The sequence below is a fragment of the Paenibacillus camerounensis genome (genome assembly GCF_000723885.1).
In the GTDB taxonomy this organism is placed as follows: Bacteria; Bacillota; Bacilli; order Paenibacillales; family Paenibacillaceae; genus Paenibacillus_AQ; species Paenibacillus_AQ camerounensis.
In genome coordinates this window covers 1-14019 of the sequence record NZ_CCDG010000010.1, presented here as the reverse complement: position 1 = coordinate 14019, position 14019 = coordinate 1, and the positions used below count along the sequence as shown (strand labels likewise).

The following is a 14019-nucleotide window of genomic DNA, read 5'->3' as shown; positions in this document are numbered from 1 at the left end:
AAAAAAGAATCCCGATCCCGGACAAAATATTGATTGTTAGTGGCTCCTCAGCTACTCTCCCCAAGCCGCACACTATAGCTCTTATATCCATCCTCACCGATCTCCAGGCAGTTCAGCTGCCCGCCATAGGCGCAGCCGCCGTCAATGCCGATTTTGTCGCCGTGCGGGCTGAACCAGATGCCGGGGTCATCCTGGAACTCGAAGGTTGACGTGTGGCCGAATACTACAGTTTTGCTGGTGCTTGTTACCGGATGCTTGTAGAACGGCTCCCTGATCCAGATAAAATCATAATCCTTCTGTGTTCTCCAGTCCGCCAGCGCCGGATCGATCCCGGCATGCACGAACAGATGGCCCTCCGTCTCATGATACAGCGGCAGCGAGCTCAAGAAATCCAGATGCTGCTTATACGCCTGCCTGATCCAGTGCTTGATCCGGATATACTCTGCCCAGCCCAGATCCTGTTGTACAAAATCTGCATCCGCTCCTGCATAGCTAGCCAGGGTATAAAACCCGCCGTTGTTCATCCAGTGCAGATCGAGCTTGTCCTCATCGTCGCTGAGCAGCGCATCACAGGCCATTTTGTCATGGTTGCCCTTCAGGATAACTGCACCATATTCCGCATGAAGAGACATCACCTGCTCCACTATAGCCTTGCTGTTCGGCCCCCGGTCCACATAATCGCCGATAAGCACCAGCTTGTCCCGGTCCGGGACATAATCTGCTTGTCGCAAAAGCGCGTTAAATTCCCGGTAACAGCCGTGAATATCGCTAACCACTAAGGTTCTGATGATCTTCTCCTCCCTCCGGTACATATCAGAACCTTATTATAGCATCAAAAACTACATACGCACGGGTCTTTGCGCCAAGCTGTCCCACCGCCAAGGCACCGAATGGCCATGCAGATGCAGTCCGCCGTACCAGACATCAATACCCTGTGCAGCCACCCGGTCCGCTGTACCCTCCAGCACCTGTCCGCCAAGCATTGTAGCCGTTACTTTCCGGTTCAGAAAATCCGGCACCTGCCGGAAATCCCAATTGTCCGCAGCCTCCACACCGTCAATATGCAGCAGCGGATTTGCCCCCTGCACCATTCCCCGCAGATACAGCCAGTATTCCAGATCACCCATCCCCAGCATGTGCAGCTCATCTGCCACTTGCCGGAACAGCTTCATTGGAGTGTCAGCTCCGCCGCGCACCTTGTGCAAGGTCGTCTGCTCCACGATGCCAAGCCCGTTCTCCACTGAGGGCAGGCGCGACAGATGGGCCTGAAATGCAGGATAAGCAAAAGGCAGCGCGGATGCCGCCAGCTGATCTTTTCTCAGCTCAAGCAGATCTGCCAGGTGATCCGGTTCTGCAGCTGCATAAGCCTGCCACAGCTCACTGCCCAGCTCCAGCTCTTCAGTCCCGATAGTCCGCCACGTCCCGTTCAACGTACTAAGCTGTTCCGGAGTCAGCTGGCCCAGACCGTGAAACAGCTCAATACCCGGAAATTCCCCGATGCAGAGCAGGCTGAGCCTGGTCCGGCCTAGCCTTTGACCCTTGAACCAGTGCAGCAGATAGGCCAGCATACTCTGGTCGAACAGGTCATGCTCGAACCACAGCACCACTTCCTCATAGCGGCTGAAGCCGTGCAATTTCTCCTCCTGCTCCGCACAGCCGGCTATATATACTGCTGACGGGATGCCCATGGACTGCTCGAGTGCTTGTGCCCGGAAGGCGCGCTCTTGGTCACCTCCGGAATTCACAAAATTCGGCCCTGCCGAGTAAATCTCTCTCCAAACCAGCACATCCCCCTGCACGATGCCCTGCTTCAGCATATTACCCACACTATCTCCGTTAACGATATGCAGCATGTTCCTGCCTCCTTCATATAAGCTGTTGAACACGGAAGCCAGGTCGATGACCGGAAGTGCTCCGCGCAGCTTGCGCCGGGCATCGAAGAGCCGTTTTTTGAGTGCGGACAGCGGAATGTCGAGGTATGCGGAGATTTCCTGCAGGGAATATCCGTAAAAATAAAACAGCTGCAGCGGCACCCGCAGACGCTCACCCAGCTCCGCCACCGATTGGTGCAGAATGCGTGCGCCCTCTTTTTGCTCGGCAAGCTCTGCTACCGCCTGTGACCCGTCCGTAAGATGGACTGCCACTTCCAGCGGAAGACTGGAGTGCCGTTTGCGCCGCAGCGTCCGCTGGCATTGTCTGATAACTATTGTTTTGAACCATCCCGGGAACGCAGCCGGCTCTTCCAGCCTGCCGATATAAGTGTAGGCCTCAAGAAACGCCTCCTGGACAGCATCCTCCGCCAAATGTACATCCCTCAGCCTGTCATACGCCACCGCAAACGCCATCCCGCGAAAATGCGCCACCAGCCGCCCGAACGCTTCCGTATCCCCTTGCTGCGCTTCCTCAATCCACCGCGTTTCCATGCCTGCCGGACCTCTTTTCACATGTTCTTAACTATAAGTGCCGTTTAGGGGCTAAAAGGTTACCTTGTGTTGGAATAAATGTAGCATATGGAGTGTGATGGGGAGAATGGGATATGTATCATCTCGAATGGATTTTAAGTATCGTTGGGACAGGTGTATAGTTATCTGCCAGGTTATACCTCCATATGGCTTCAACCTCAGGCCCTCCGATGTTACTACCTAAAAAGGACGGATCGATAAAGATTTCCTGCTGATTTAACAAAACAATTTTCAAGGCGTCGCATATGAGCTCCTCAGCCTTATTTTCCATATTGTATAACACAATTTCCGCTACCTTATTATCAGTCAAGGGGTTGTTAAAGACAAAATTGCTGATTCTTGCTTTTGCCAAAATGACATCTTCCAGATCAACTTCGAATTGAATACTATTCACTGCCGTGAGTGCCAATTTCGAATACTGCTCAATCGTTTCCATTTTAATCAACACTTCCCCAAATTCGAAAAAAAGGCGGTCCATTAAGGTAACGAATTCGGCTGGCCCTGTTTCCTCCAAGTCTACAACGCCTACTGAAAAAATCTCATGCAGATGGTGGTTTTTCATTATAGTTTGTATTTGATCAATTTGCATGCAAAGCCTCCCTAACCTGTCTCTCCAGCTCGGACTCCTCTTCCCCAACATCTTTATCTGTGACCATATACACATTATTATGTACGATCTCTACAACACCTTATAATAATTCTCTCCTACACTCCAATTAGTGAAGATATATCAATGGAATATGGCAGCAAAAGCTGATATAGGATGGCGAAAATGAACAAAAATAAAATTGAGATAATTAAATACTTCAAGCTTAGAAGTTTAGCTTTGTATAGAGGCATCTTTTTAACAGAGATATTATACATGCTGTTTCCTGCAATCATCATAATGCATAAAGGAATTAGTTTGATCGGAAGCAGGTAATACCAATGAGGAACACCTGTAATCCATAAAGATAGGCAATATCCAGCTGAATACACCGGAATATAATATTTAAGTCTCTTCTTAATTGCCCACACCTCCGACATTCCTACCTCTGTGTTCTACCTTTTGACACTACCGCTCCACATCAAAATAAAGAACATTCCGCTTATGGTCAAAATAAAAATTGCCTGCGTAGCTTGAACTTTTAATGTAGGCATCAAAATCTTCACTACTGCTCCAATGCTGAAGCTTACCTTTAAAATCATACTGAAGCTCAGGAATAATCAGCGCATTCTCCCAAGTATAGCTCTGTTTAAGCGCTGTTGAAGCAGCCTGGCTCAAAAACACATACCCTCTCATCCAATAATTAGTCGGTCCAAAATCACCGCCAATGCTGCTTCCGCTCCAAAAAACTTTATCAATGCCCGCCAGGTTGGGAAATCGCTCGCTGATTGGCTTGATATCTGTCCTATAGCTAATCTCGGCTTGGCCCGACGAATACCCGGAGTAGAGTGAAATGCCGATAAGCAGAATCAGTATAGCACCTAGTGAGATCAGCTTTTGCATCGTGTGAACTTTTATATTCACTTTTCTCTGCCTCCTTTTATTCAAATAAGCTATGCCTCACCATCAATATCGTGTATCAGACTAAGCAGCATCCCCCTGGCACGCTCATGATCCTCCAGATCTGCTGAAATCGTCGGATAATCAGACAATCTTGGCTGTATAAAAGCATACGCCGGATAGCGCTCAAAAAAGCTTTTTCGTAACAAAGTAAGCTGTCTCTGAGGAATCTCAGTAACGGAGTTATAAATAACATAACTGACCGTTCCAGCAATTAACGCACAATATTCACTAAAGTCCCCGTCGAACCATCCCTCTTTTAAATGTGCAAAAGCTTCTGCAAAATCCTCCTTCAAGCGTACTGAATCCTGGTATGGAAAAGAACGGTGTAACTTTTTATAGTGCAATGCCAGCTCTTTAATAGCTGATGATTGGTCTGCCATGCTGGACTCCTCTCTAAATCCCCATACACACGGATCTGCCAGTAAAAGCCAGCCATTAACCTCATCATATCCGCTGACTGTTGCCTCAATTAACAAGCCTTTATATATACTGCGATGCCCGGCATGTGCAGCACATTCGTCATAGTCAGCAAGTCCAAGGGCTTTAGTATCTGGAATGCTTACAATAACTCCATGCGGATATAGCACTTCTAGATAGCCGAATATTTTGGTGCCCTGTGTAAAGGTACGTTTGGTTTCGAGCCAATCCGGCAGCTGCTCCTTGATCAGTTCATTCCAGACTGCCTCGAATGTCGCTTTGGGGATGGGCTCCAGTTCAGGATCGTCCAAAGACAATTCATGCTCTGCCAGGAAAAAATCATATTTTTTCACATTAGAAATTTTGCTCGCCTTGCCCTCTTCCAATATCATTTGTCTATAGACTACGCCCTTGTCATCTGCTTCAAAGTACCATTTTTGCCCATCTGAATATAGCAGCAGGTAGATTATCATAGCAGCCCCGCTTCAGCGTCTATTTCAAGTAACTCTCCAAACATCTGTTCAAAAAGTTCTCTACGCTCTTCTAATTTAAGTGCCCCCGGATCAAAATTAACCCGCACCACCGCTGCTTCACAAGCCAATGCTTCAACAGCTTCTTCGTCAAGAGAAATTTCGATTGAGCCTGGTTTAAGCAGCACTTTTTCGATTCCGCCATACTGTGACTGTGATTCATCGTTGTAAGTAATATGGATTTTATCAAAACCCAGCGCCAGGTCCTGCTCATCCGGGTGCATGGTTTGTTGGAAGAGGATATACGCCTGCGGGTCATACTGGTCATCAGCGAAGCCTATCATCAAAACATCATTCTCGTCATCAGCCTGTGCATATATAAAGTTTGCAGTAAATGTGCTCATCATTGCCGCCCCCACAGTTCCATTTTATTCAAATATAAAATATACCTGTAAATAATTTCAACATCCATACGGGATAACCCTTCTCTTATACGTGTATTTATAGTAAAAATATGGTGAATGAAGCACAAACCAGTAAAAAAGCAGCATTCCTCCGCCTGCGGAAAAATACTGCTTTATTTATGATAATATCCGGTTAAAGACTCCGCTCGGTTTTCAATTTTCCCCTGATAAATTCAGCACATTCCTGTACCAGCTCGTGCAGTTGTTCTGGCTTCGTGCATCTTTTTTCAAGTGCGGGCTTTTGCCAATCTGAATCTTTAATCACAACTACTGCAAATTCTTTCTGGTACCAGCCAAAGTCGAGTGTATAAGGGAAATTCAGGAATCGGATACTTAAAACTTTAGTTCTTTTTGCAGCTTGAAATGCGTTTTTGACCTTTTTACCCGCTTTATCGAGAAAAAATAATGTACAGTTGCGACTCAAAACGCAAGAACGCAAAGATAACAAAAAAACAGGTCAATCATGGAGGTATCTGACCATAATCAACCTAATTAATGAAACAGAATAGCGCTATTAGGTAATAAAATACACAAGCAACTCTGTGCGTACAGACATATTAGAAGAATATCATAAGAGAGTGATGGGGGTTAAGTCCTTTCGGGACGTGCCGCCCAATTCAATCGACACTGGGTATAGGTAAAAGAAAGACCTTGAAGATTACCGCCCTCAAGGTCTTATAATATCTGACCCTACTATTTTTTATATCAGATTACTTGCCTCTTAGTGCTTCAAAAAATGCTTTTCCGCAATTCATGGGTTCAGTAATACAATTATAAGGTAGAGAATACATTTCGTAAAACTTCCGTTTTTTTTTCTCAAACGCTTGCTGACTCGTTCTGAGGCGAAAATCGTTTGTTACATCAATCTCCTCTCCCAGTCGCATATCAATCGTTTTCATTCGTAACTGTTTGTTCAAAATCTTGCAAATAGATATAGCCACTTTAAATGTTTCTTCATTGCTAGTTACCGCTAAACGCACGGAAATTTCCTCGATCCCTTCCATTTCAAATATACCTGCGTTTATTTCAATCTCAACAATACCTGTACCATCTGAATAAGCATAATAACATTCTATATTTTTTCTCGTAGCTACATCGGGTGGAACATAAGCTCTAATCCACTTTATAGATAAAATAGCTTCAACTGCTTTGGAAAAAGGTATTCTTTCTCCACCTACATAATCGACAACATCATCTTCAATAGTAACTTGGGAGTCATATGGAACTAATAAAAAGTTGTATGATTCCATACCCATTACAATCACCTTCCGTAATATTCATTGAGCAACTGCTCTGGTGTTCTCTTATAAATTTCTTTGAGTTCCTGCTCAGTTAACATCTTAACAGGTACATTCTCAATCCCTGCTTGTCTTGCTGCTTTAGCTCTATGATGTCCATTTACGATTAAGTTTTTACCATTTACTTGATATATCTCTATCGGGTCGCCAACCCATCCGTTCTTTTTCATATTTTCAGTGATGTCTTTAAGATTCTTCTTTGATATTGCATCGCCTGTTCCCTCTAAATCCCAGACTTTCATAACATCGCAACCAGTATTATGAACCCATATTCCCAAATCGCTTACAAAATACGTGTGGAAATCGGCAACAGTAAAGTTATAAACCTCAACTTTTTCATCATGTTTTACAATATTGATTTTATCAATTGTTAAGGTATTTCCGTTACTCTGTTGTAGCCTATCCCCAACCTGCAAGTCAGCCGCTAGCACATATCCTTTACCTTCTACCCAAAACGGATGGTTATCGGTTGTTTCGATGACTTGGTCGCCTACTGTAAGTTCGAAGATGATTTCCTTATCATTTCGATACAAATGCGTGACTTCCTTGTAAGCCTGCTCGCCAGTCTCTTCATTTTTAGAAAGAACCCTATCTCCTACCTCGATTTCCTCGATAGGTTTCTCCCCTTCGTCTGTTTGGACCTTAGTTCCAGCAGTGAAGCAATTACAACCAGCCTTCTTTGCAGCAGTTAATGCGTCTCCAGTTAGCTGGAACTCTTTTTCAATCAGCTTGCCTTCTTTGTTAAGAAATTGAAGCGTCATTTTGCTGCCTTTAATGATTTTCCCTATTGGCACTAAATTTACTGCTGCTAAGCTTTTAGCTAGCAATGACGAATCGGAATTTCGAAGAGTGTTAATATCACTCAATATTAGGAAATCAGCTATGTCAGCTACCGGCCCACTCCAATTCCATGGATCGTCGGTTTGATATTTATCTCCAGCAAAGCCGCCCCACCCGGGTCCCATTTGATTATCATGTCCACTGGAATCAGTATAAAGTAACGGATTGTTAGTTACATACGTATACAAATTCTGACTCAGCGGATTATCTATCTGCCCTTCATACGTATCCTAGTTTATAAAGCGGAGATTTGAATAAAGAAGGTGGCAACTGAGAATGAGAATGCAATCCCAGCTACCACCCATTCTATCATCCCGCCTGCTGTACTGGTGTATTCGGCATCACGTAGGCTGACTTTTTCTTCATCATTACGTAGATGATGTTTACCAGCTTCCTCATTAAGCACACAATTGCTTGCTGTTTCGTCTTGCCCTCTGCTATCTTTCGCTCATAATAAGCATGAAAATAGGCATTCTTTTGTTCTCGCTTGGTACGAGTGACACCAATCTGACGAATTGCAAGACTCTTGATAATATCATGCAATTCTCTGTTGCCTTGCTTACTCTTGAAGTTTCGTGACTTGTTTCCTGAACCAACCGTTACAGGTGCAATGCCAGCAAATCGGGCAAGCTTATCAGAGGAAGAGAATCGGTGAATATCGCCAATCTCTGCCACAAGCTGCGCCGCTGTCACCACATTGATCCCTGTCATGGATTCAAGCTGAAAGCCAAGCTGCTGCATCAAATGCTCAATCTTACCCTCGATACAGACCAATTGTTCTTGAAAAAAACGAGCGGATTCCACTTGACTCATCACAACTGAATTTCTTGAATCCTGAAAATCCCGATACGTTTCTCCATCTGCGTCGATCAGAGCAAGAATTTGATTTGCCTTCTTATGGGACAATCCATTGTTGCTGTGCTTTCGCAAGAAGGCAGCAAGGGCTTCCTCTGACATGTCCTTCAAGGCATACGGTCAAGGGTAGGTCTCCCAGAAGGCAAGCGCCGTTTTCCCCTCTACTTCAGAGAAGAACTTTTTGTAACTGGGATAGGAATAGCTAATCTGCTGGTGCATCTTTTTTACCGTTTCCGTTAAACTGTTAGCCAACCATTTCCGCTGCGTCACAAGCTGGCTAATCGCCCAGAACAGATCAACAGGCTGAGCATCCGGCAGGCGCTCCAACTCGTCTCTGAGTACCTTGGCAACACATTCCGCATCCCAGCTATCCGACTTCTGAACGGTCACATGGCTCTTTCTTCTGGCGTTAGCTAGCTTTGCGTTCACTTCCTTCACCCAGCAACGATTATCCTTAAGATAGACGGCGAGTCCTCTGTCGTAGCCTCCGACATCTTCCAGTCCATAGACGACGGACAAGCCCTTCTTGGTGTACTTCTTCAATTCCTTGAGCAGTAAAGGAAAGGCAGACGGCTTGTTATCGAATTTTAGTTCCCCTAGCTTCTTGCTCCAGCAGTCAATAATGACGGCTGTATGATGTTGTTTATGCAGGTCAACTCCTACATAGATTAAATTCTGCTGTTCAATCATCCTCTTTTTCTCCCTCTGTATTTGAATTGTTACTAATGGATTCGACTCGTTGCATTCAAGAATCTTTGCTGTCTTTATCGCTTGATCTGTATGTATCCAGCCCATTAGTAACCACTCAAATGAGTGGCGAAAACATCATGGATAAACAAGTTTGCATCCTCAGTTCGAGCGGTTGATGCCGCAAAGATACGTTAGCAATCTCTTGTTTACGATAATGCTTAGAAAGCTGTAAGTTTTAACATTCCAGCAACATGTGACTTCTCTAGACGTACATAAAGCAGGTCAAGCCGCAGTTCTTCTGTGTACTCGTGAATCTTATCTATAATTTTCTCCGCTGTCGGCAAGTCAATTTCCGCAGCATGTTCATGTGTAATTTGAAAAACGGCATTTTCATAAGCGGCAGTGGTTCGGAGACTTGTTAGAAGCTGATCTTCTTGCTCAACCAGCGATTCATACTTATCTTGTAATATCGTCACAAGTACATTTCTCCAGACCGTAGGATCGCTTGATGTTTACCGTCTGCTTCGATCTGACCATAACGATACGTTCCTTGGTAAAATGCTTTACGATCTAGGATTCGTTTCACCTGTACTTTGGTGAATCTTTTCCCTTGTTCCGTTGTGAATCCTTCTTCGTTTAACTTCTCTGCTAAAGCCGACAATGACCATTCAGGGTATTGCTCTTTCAGTTGAAATAGCCGCTGAAACGTGGATGCCTTCTGTTCGTCAATGAACATTTGCTTTGATCCCCGCTTCCCTTTGTAACCAAAAGGAATACCTCCACCTGCAAACTTGCCTTCGGAAGCCTTTTTGTTACGTCCACGTCCCAGCTTCATAGCAATCTCCAGCCGCTGATATGCATCCAGCAATTCCATCAAACCGTTAATGAGGAAGTCAGACGGGTCTTTCTTAAAAAGGCTATAGGTCGGTTGTTCAATACTCCGAATGTCGATATTGCGCTTTTTCAGTTCCCGATGGACAAGGACTTTGACAATATCACTTCTCCATAATCTGCTTGTATTCAGGACAACAACGTAATCCACTTTGTGACTCGATATATAGGTCAGCATGTCTTGGAAGCCCTCTCGTTCGACTTCTAAGGCTTCCTCGTCCACTTTTGCTCCACTGATGCCTTCATCAGTAAAGACGTGAATCAGATGCCATCCCTGCTGCTCACAGTACGACTGAATCTCGTCTTGCTGGTAAGAGAGGCTGTAGCCATCCTTTACCTGACCTTGCGTACTGACCCGTACATAGCCTATGACATTCATAAGGTTTACCTCCCTCGCATAACCTTTGCGTTACATGAATTAGAATTGCTGTAACACCGCCACTATATACCCTTAAGAGTATATAGTAATTATAGTACCTTTAAGCGTATATATCAATGCTAGATTGGATACAATGTGATATAGTACGGTTAATAGTACGTTTTTACGTTGGAGGATTATTTTCCTATGAAATTAAAGATTCGCTTAAAAGAAATACTTGCTGAGAAAGGAATTTCTCAACGTCAACTCTCTATGCAAATGAACATTCGCTACGCAACGATCAATCATCTCTGTTCCGATTCAGTAGACAGAGTCTATATCCGAACGCTGGAAGCGATCTGTGAAGCCCTAGACATCTCCATCCATGAACTGATTGTTGAAGATTCGGAAGCTTAAGGTGCTCAAATGTAAGTCGGGTCGGGCGCTGGATGTGCTACGCCCTATTCTTCAACAAGAACCATGCTTTTTGATGTAAACCACCCCCGGGTGTTTTCCTATCATAATGGTGAACATTTCCCGGAAGGTAGGGGTTGAAATCTCTTTATTTTCAAGTACAATAGAGACTATGTTATTTTTATTTCATCCAGCATGTTGGACTTTTTATCGTTATCGGCAAAATAACGTGTCCATCGGTGAGGATGTGTCTTCTAGCTATTTATAGCAAGACGATCTAGGCAGTCCCCTTGGGGGATTGCTATTTTTTTGGCTAAGTTTTTGCGATTGGCATAAGTAGATGGTGTATAAAGCTGCCTTAATGCAGGCTCATCGAATATGCTTTGCAGTAGTTGGAAACCAAGAACAGTTTCGATCTTGGATATGTTCTCTCTGTTCTCCATTAGCCAAGATAAGTCCATCAGACTCTCTGATGATGGATACTTAAATTCATTTAGCACTCTACCCGTCATATACTCAAAGAATGACTTGTTAAGTAATTCAATTGCATTTTTGGTCACTGAGAATTTCTTCACATCGCTAACACTTGGTCGAATTTCAAGCCTTAGGATTCCTTTGGACTGCTCGATAATTTCAGAAGAAGCTTTTTCCTTTTGCATTTGACGTTGTTTGTCATAAAGGATAATTCTGCTACTCTTATTATAAAATTCAACTGTTTGATCTTGATTGTAGATTCTTGTGTTTTTAAAGGGGAACTTTTGTTTACTGAGCATTTGCACATACTCACCAACATTATTACCCACTTGGAAATTCCAACATATATCCGCTCGACTGATTGACCATTCCAAATGGGGAATGTCAATTGAAAAAAGTTGAAATAAGCGTTTCTGTACACGCTCAAAAAAACGAGGAATATCGGTCTCGGTAATTTGGTTCACATTGTTACCATACAGCAGTTTGGGTATGGAAACTTGAAGTGACAATGTTTTACTACCATTAAGATACTTGATATAAGACAGTTCCTCATCGTTTGTAGTACACCTGTTTCCTTGTTAAGAAATGTAACTTCTTTACAACTTTTAATGTCTAATAATACTACTGGTTCAAGATGGATTGGTCTTACTTTTATAACTACCGTATCAATTATTCATTTCCTTCTTTCTGTTTTCTGGATAGATTAATATTCTGGATCAGATTAGCTATGTTACAAGAAAAGATAATGCTCCTACTTCGTAACCACCTCCCTTGGTACGTTCTAGCTTTATTCTTGCATCCACAGTAAATCATACTTTTTCAATAGCTTGAACAATTCGTTATGGAAACTTCCCTCTTCTTCATCCCACACCATGAATCCAGTGACTCCCATGAAATACATCATGGAACGCATCGCCTCAATACGCTTGTCATGCTTACTCTCCCATTAAGAATGCTGTTCGGCATTCAGATCATCGGAAGCAGATTCGTTTAATAGGTTCGAAGTTCTTTCCAATATCTCATACACCTTATCTTTATTTTCCCCAGCGTACAGTTCATCATATAAGGCACCTTGAAGCATCAAAATGATTCTTTCCAACTTCAATTCCGCGTATATCCAGTGTTTCTCTTCTTGATGAGGGTCAATGGACTTTGTGTACTCATGCTGTTTTCCATTTTCATCCGTAAATGTACGTCAATAAGAATGATTTAAAAAACCACATGGAGATTAGTCACATGTGGTTAAATAATTACATATCGTTTGTTCATAGTGTGTTTTCATGCATACCAAGACGATGATAATCTTTATTCTTGTATATATGGTTTTAACCAAATTGACTTTAATTCACCAGTATCAGCCACAACAGCAATAATATCATTAGCAAATTCAACACCAATGTCATTTTTCGAATGCTTTTCATTACCAATGCATAACCATCCTGTCTTAGAATCATAACTGGTGTCCCATTTTTCTTTCAGTTGGTTTGAAGTTCCAGGTTCGAACAATTCTTGAAGTCGAAGTTCTCCTACAAAGTAACAGGGGGAAATCAAATTCCTTTCGTTCCAAGTAACATAAGGATTATAACCCCAGACTTGTTGAGCCAACATTGTTTCTGAATCAAACCCAAGGTACAAGAAGTCCAACATCAAAGTAATATCAGAATTCCTACTCGGTCTAACATCAAATGAATACTCTGATTTTATATAAAACAATTGTCCTGATAGCTTTTTACCATTATCTACGGCCAAAAACATATATATCAAATCCTTCACTTTTTTGTAACGAAATTAAAATGGACTACTGTGTTTGTATCTAGGTCAACAACTAACTGCCACTCACCAGTACTTCCTCGAAAAGTCCCACTCACATCCCACTTAAGTCCATTCTTCAATGATGCATCTGCTAAAGGAGTTCCAGCGTTCATAATTTCCTGCATTAATAATGTTGTTCCATTGGATTCAACATATGGTCTAGATTTTTCTCCTTTTAAAGCCCCCTTCTTAATTATATCATCTATATGATTCTTTACAGTGTTAGTCATTTTTAAAGACTCCGCTTTAGGTAGGAATATCTTTTCCTCACTTTTAAAAACAACTTTAATCCACTGACCAGCTTTTTGTATAAGACTTACTCCTGCTTTTTCAGCCGCTTGACCAACCTGTAAAAGCTTTGCTTCAGCCGCGGATAACGGGATAAATTGAATTAAAATTACACCAGCATCCAAGAACTGTTGAGGACTCCATGATTGCCCACTGTAATTATTCACATAATCACTAATTGCTCCGCCTGTATAAAAATCAGCAGCTGTAAAAATCCCTTCCCCAGCCTTCACCCAGGTTGATTTTGGAGGACTATCTCCACCAACTCCAGCTCCCCATTCCGCAGTATGCCCTGTAGGATCTGTATAAATCAACGGATTATTATGCACATACGTATAAAGGTTTTGACTCAGCGGATTATCTATCTGCCCTTCATACGTATCCTCATTTAAAAACCGTCCGATACTTGGATCATAATACCGTGCCCGCAGATAGTAAAGGCCTGTCTCCGCATCAAAAGTTTCACCCGCATACTTAAATGAGTTAGAAATCTCTTCTTTCTGGCTCGTGATGGTTCCCCAAGCATCATAGCTGTAGTAGTTCTTCACTGTGCCGCTTGAATCCACGATCTGAACCACGTCACCATGACCGTTATATAGATAGTAATAGTCTTTGTTGGCTATCTTATCCTTCTTCGCCAGCAGCCGGTCTCCGCGAACATAGCTTGCGCGTTCCACCACAGTGGTTCCATTCAGCTTCCCCTCCGAGTTCACTTGTCCATTCAGGTTATAATTCAC

14 protein-coding genes and 1 pseudogene are annotated in these 14019 nt (G+C 43.2%); 1 reads left to right on the top strand and 14 read right to left on the bottom strand.

Going from position 1 to position 14019, the window contains the following annotated elements; all coding sequences use genetic code 11:
* Positions 1-47: 47 nt before the first annotated feature.
* From BN3772_RS04020 to BN3772_RS03970, 11 genes and pseudogenes are all read right to left on the bottom strand, one after another.
* The gene (locus tag BN3772_RS04020) at positions 48-812 is read right to left on the bottom strand and encodes a metallophosphoesterase family protein (protein WP_086074392.1); all 765 of its coding nucleotides are present in this window, start codon (positions 810-812) and stop codon (positions 48-50) included.
* A gap of 27 nt (positions 813-839) precedes the next feature.
* Positions 840-2423 carry a sigma-70 family RNA polymerase sigma factor gene (locus BN3772_RS04015; protein WP_042196929.1) on the bottom strand — a complete coding sequence of 528 codons (1584 nt, stop codon included), beginning with the start codon at positions 2421-2423 and terminating at the stop codon, positions 840-842.
* 118 nt (positions 2424-2541) lie between these two features.
* The gene (locus BN3772_RS04010) at positions 2542-3051 is read right to left on the bottom strand and encodes a hypothetical protein (protein WP_042196927.1); all 510 of its coding nucleotides are present in this window, start codon (positions 3049-3051) and stop codon (positions 2542-2544) included.
* A 465-nt stretch (positions 3052-3516) separates the two neighbouring features.
* Positions 3517-3972 (bottom strand): hypothetical protein, encoded by a 456-nt coding sequence (locus BN3772_RS04005; RefSeq protein ID WP_157643540.1) that lies wholly within the window; start codon positions 3970-3972, stop codon positions 3517-3519.
* A gap of 29 nt (positions 3973-4001) precedes the next feature.
* Positions 4002-4901 carry a YxiJ family protein gene (locus tag BN3772_RS04000; RefSeq protein ID WP_052380373.1) on the bottom strand — a complete coding sequence of 300 codons (900 nt, stop codon included), beginning with the start codon at positions 4899-4901 and terminating at the stop codon, positions 4002-4004.
* Positions 4898-5305: an Imm10 family immunity protein gene (locus tag BN3772_RS03995; RefSeq protein WP_086074391.1), complete on the bottom strand. Its 408-nt coding sequence runs from the start codon at positions 5303-5305 to the stop codon at positions 4898-4900. The genes BN3772_RS04000 and BN3772_RS03995 overlap by 4 nt, the downstream gene beginning before the upstream one ends.
* Positions 5306-6072: 767 nt before the next feature.
* Positions 6073-6618, bottom strand: coding sequence for a hypothetical protein (locus tag BN3772_RS03990; RefSeq protein WP_042196922.1), 546 nt, complete (start codon positions 6616-6618; stop codon positions 6073-6075).
* 5 nt (positions 6619-6623) lie between these two features.
* Positions 6624-7625 (bottom strand): polymorphic toxin-type HINT domain-containing protein, encoded by a 1002-nt coding sequence (locus BN3772_RS03985; protein ID WP_042196920.1) that lies wholly within the window; start codon positions 7623-7625, stop codon positions 6624-6626.
* Positions 7626-7809: 184 nt separating this feature from the next.
* A pseudogene (locus BN3772_RS03980) lies at positions 7810-9045 on the bottom strand (IS110 family RNA-guided transposase).
* A 218-nt stretch (positions 9046-9263) separates the two neighbouring features.
* Positions 9264-9521 (bottom strand): hypothetical protein, encoded by a 258-nt coding sequence (locus tag BN3772_RS03975; protein ID WP_042196917.1) that lies wholly within the window; start codon positions 9519-9521, stop codon positions 9264-9266.
* The gene (locus BN3772_RS03970) at positions 9518-10315 is read right to left on the bottom strand and encodes a recombinase family protein (RefSeq protein ID WP_042196914.1); all 798 of its coding nucleotides are present in this window, start codon (positions 10313-10315) and stop codon (positions 9518-9520) included. The genes BN3772_RS03975 and BN3772_RS03970 overlap by 4 nt, the downstream gene beginning before the upstream one ends.
* A 186-nt stretch (positions 10316-10501) precedes the next feature.
* Between BN3772_RS03970 and BN3772_RS03965 the strand changes: the two genes are divergently transcribed.
* Positions 10502-10711, top strand: coding sequence for a helix-turn-helix domain-containing protein (locus tag BN3772_RS03965; RefSeq protein ID WP_025694734.1), 210 nt, complete (start codon positions 10502-10504; stop codon positions 10709-10711).
* A 251-nt stretch (positions 10712-10962) separates the two neighbouring features.
* Here the strand turns inward: BN3772_RS03965 and BN3772_RS03960 are convergent, their stop codons facing one another.
* The 3 genes from BN3772_RS03960 to BN3772_RS03950 all read right to left on the bottom strand — a co-directional run.
* Positions 10963-11691 carry a hypothetical protein gene (locus BN3772_RS03960; protein WP_042196911.1) on the bottom strand — a complete coding sequence of 243 codons (729 nt, stop codon included), beginning with the start codon at positions 11689-11691 and terminating at the stop codon, positions 10963-10965.
* Between the two features lie 796 nt (positions 11692-12487).
* On the bottom strand, positions 12488-12937 hold the full coding sequence (locus BN3772_RS03955) for a hypothetical protein (protein ID WP_042196909.1): 450 nt from the start codon (positions 12935-12937) through the stop codon (positions 12488-12490).
* Positions 12938-12951: 14 nt separating this feature from the next.
* Positions 12952-14019: RHS repeat-associated core domain-containing protein (locus BN3772_RS03950; protein ID WP_167336648.1), on the bottom strand; the 1068-nt coding region annotated here is incomplete at its 5' end.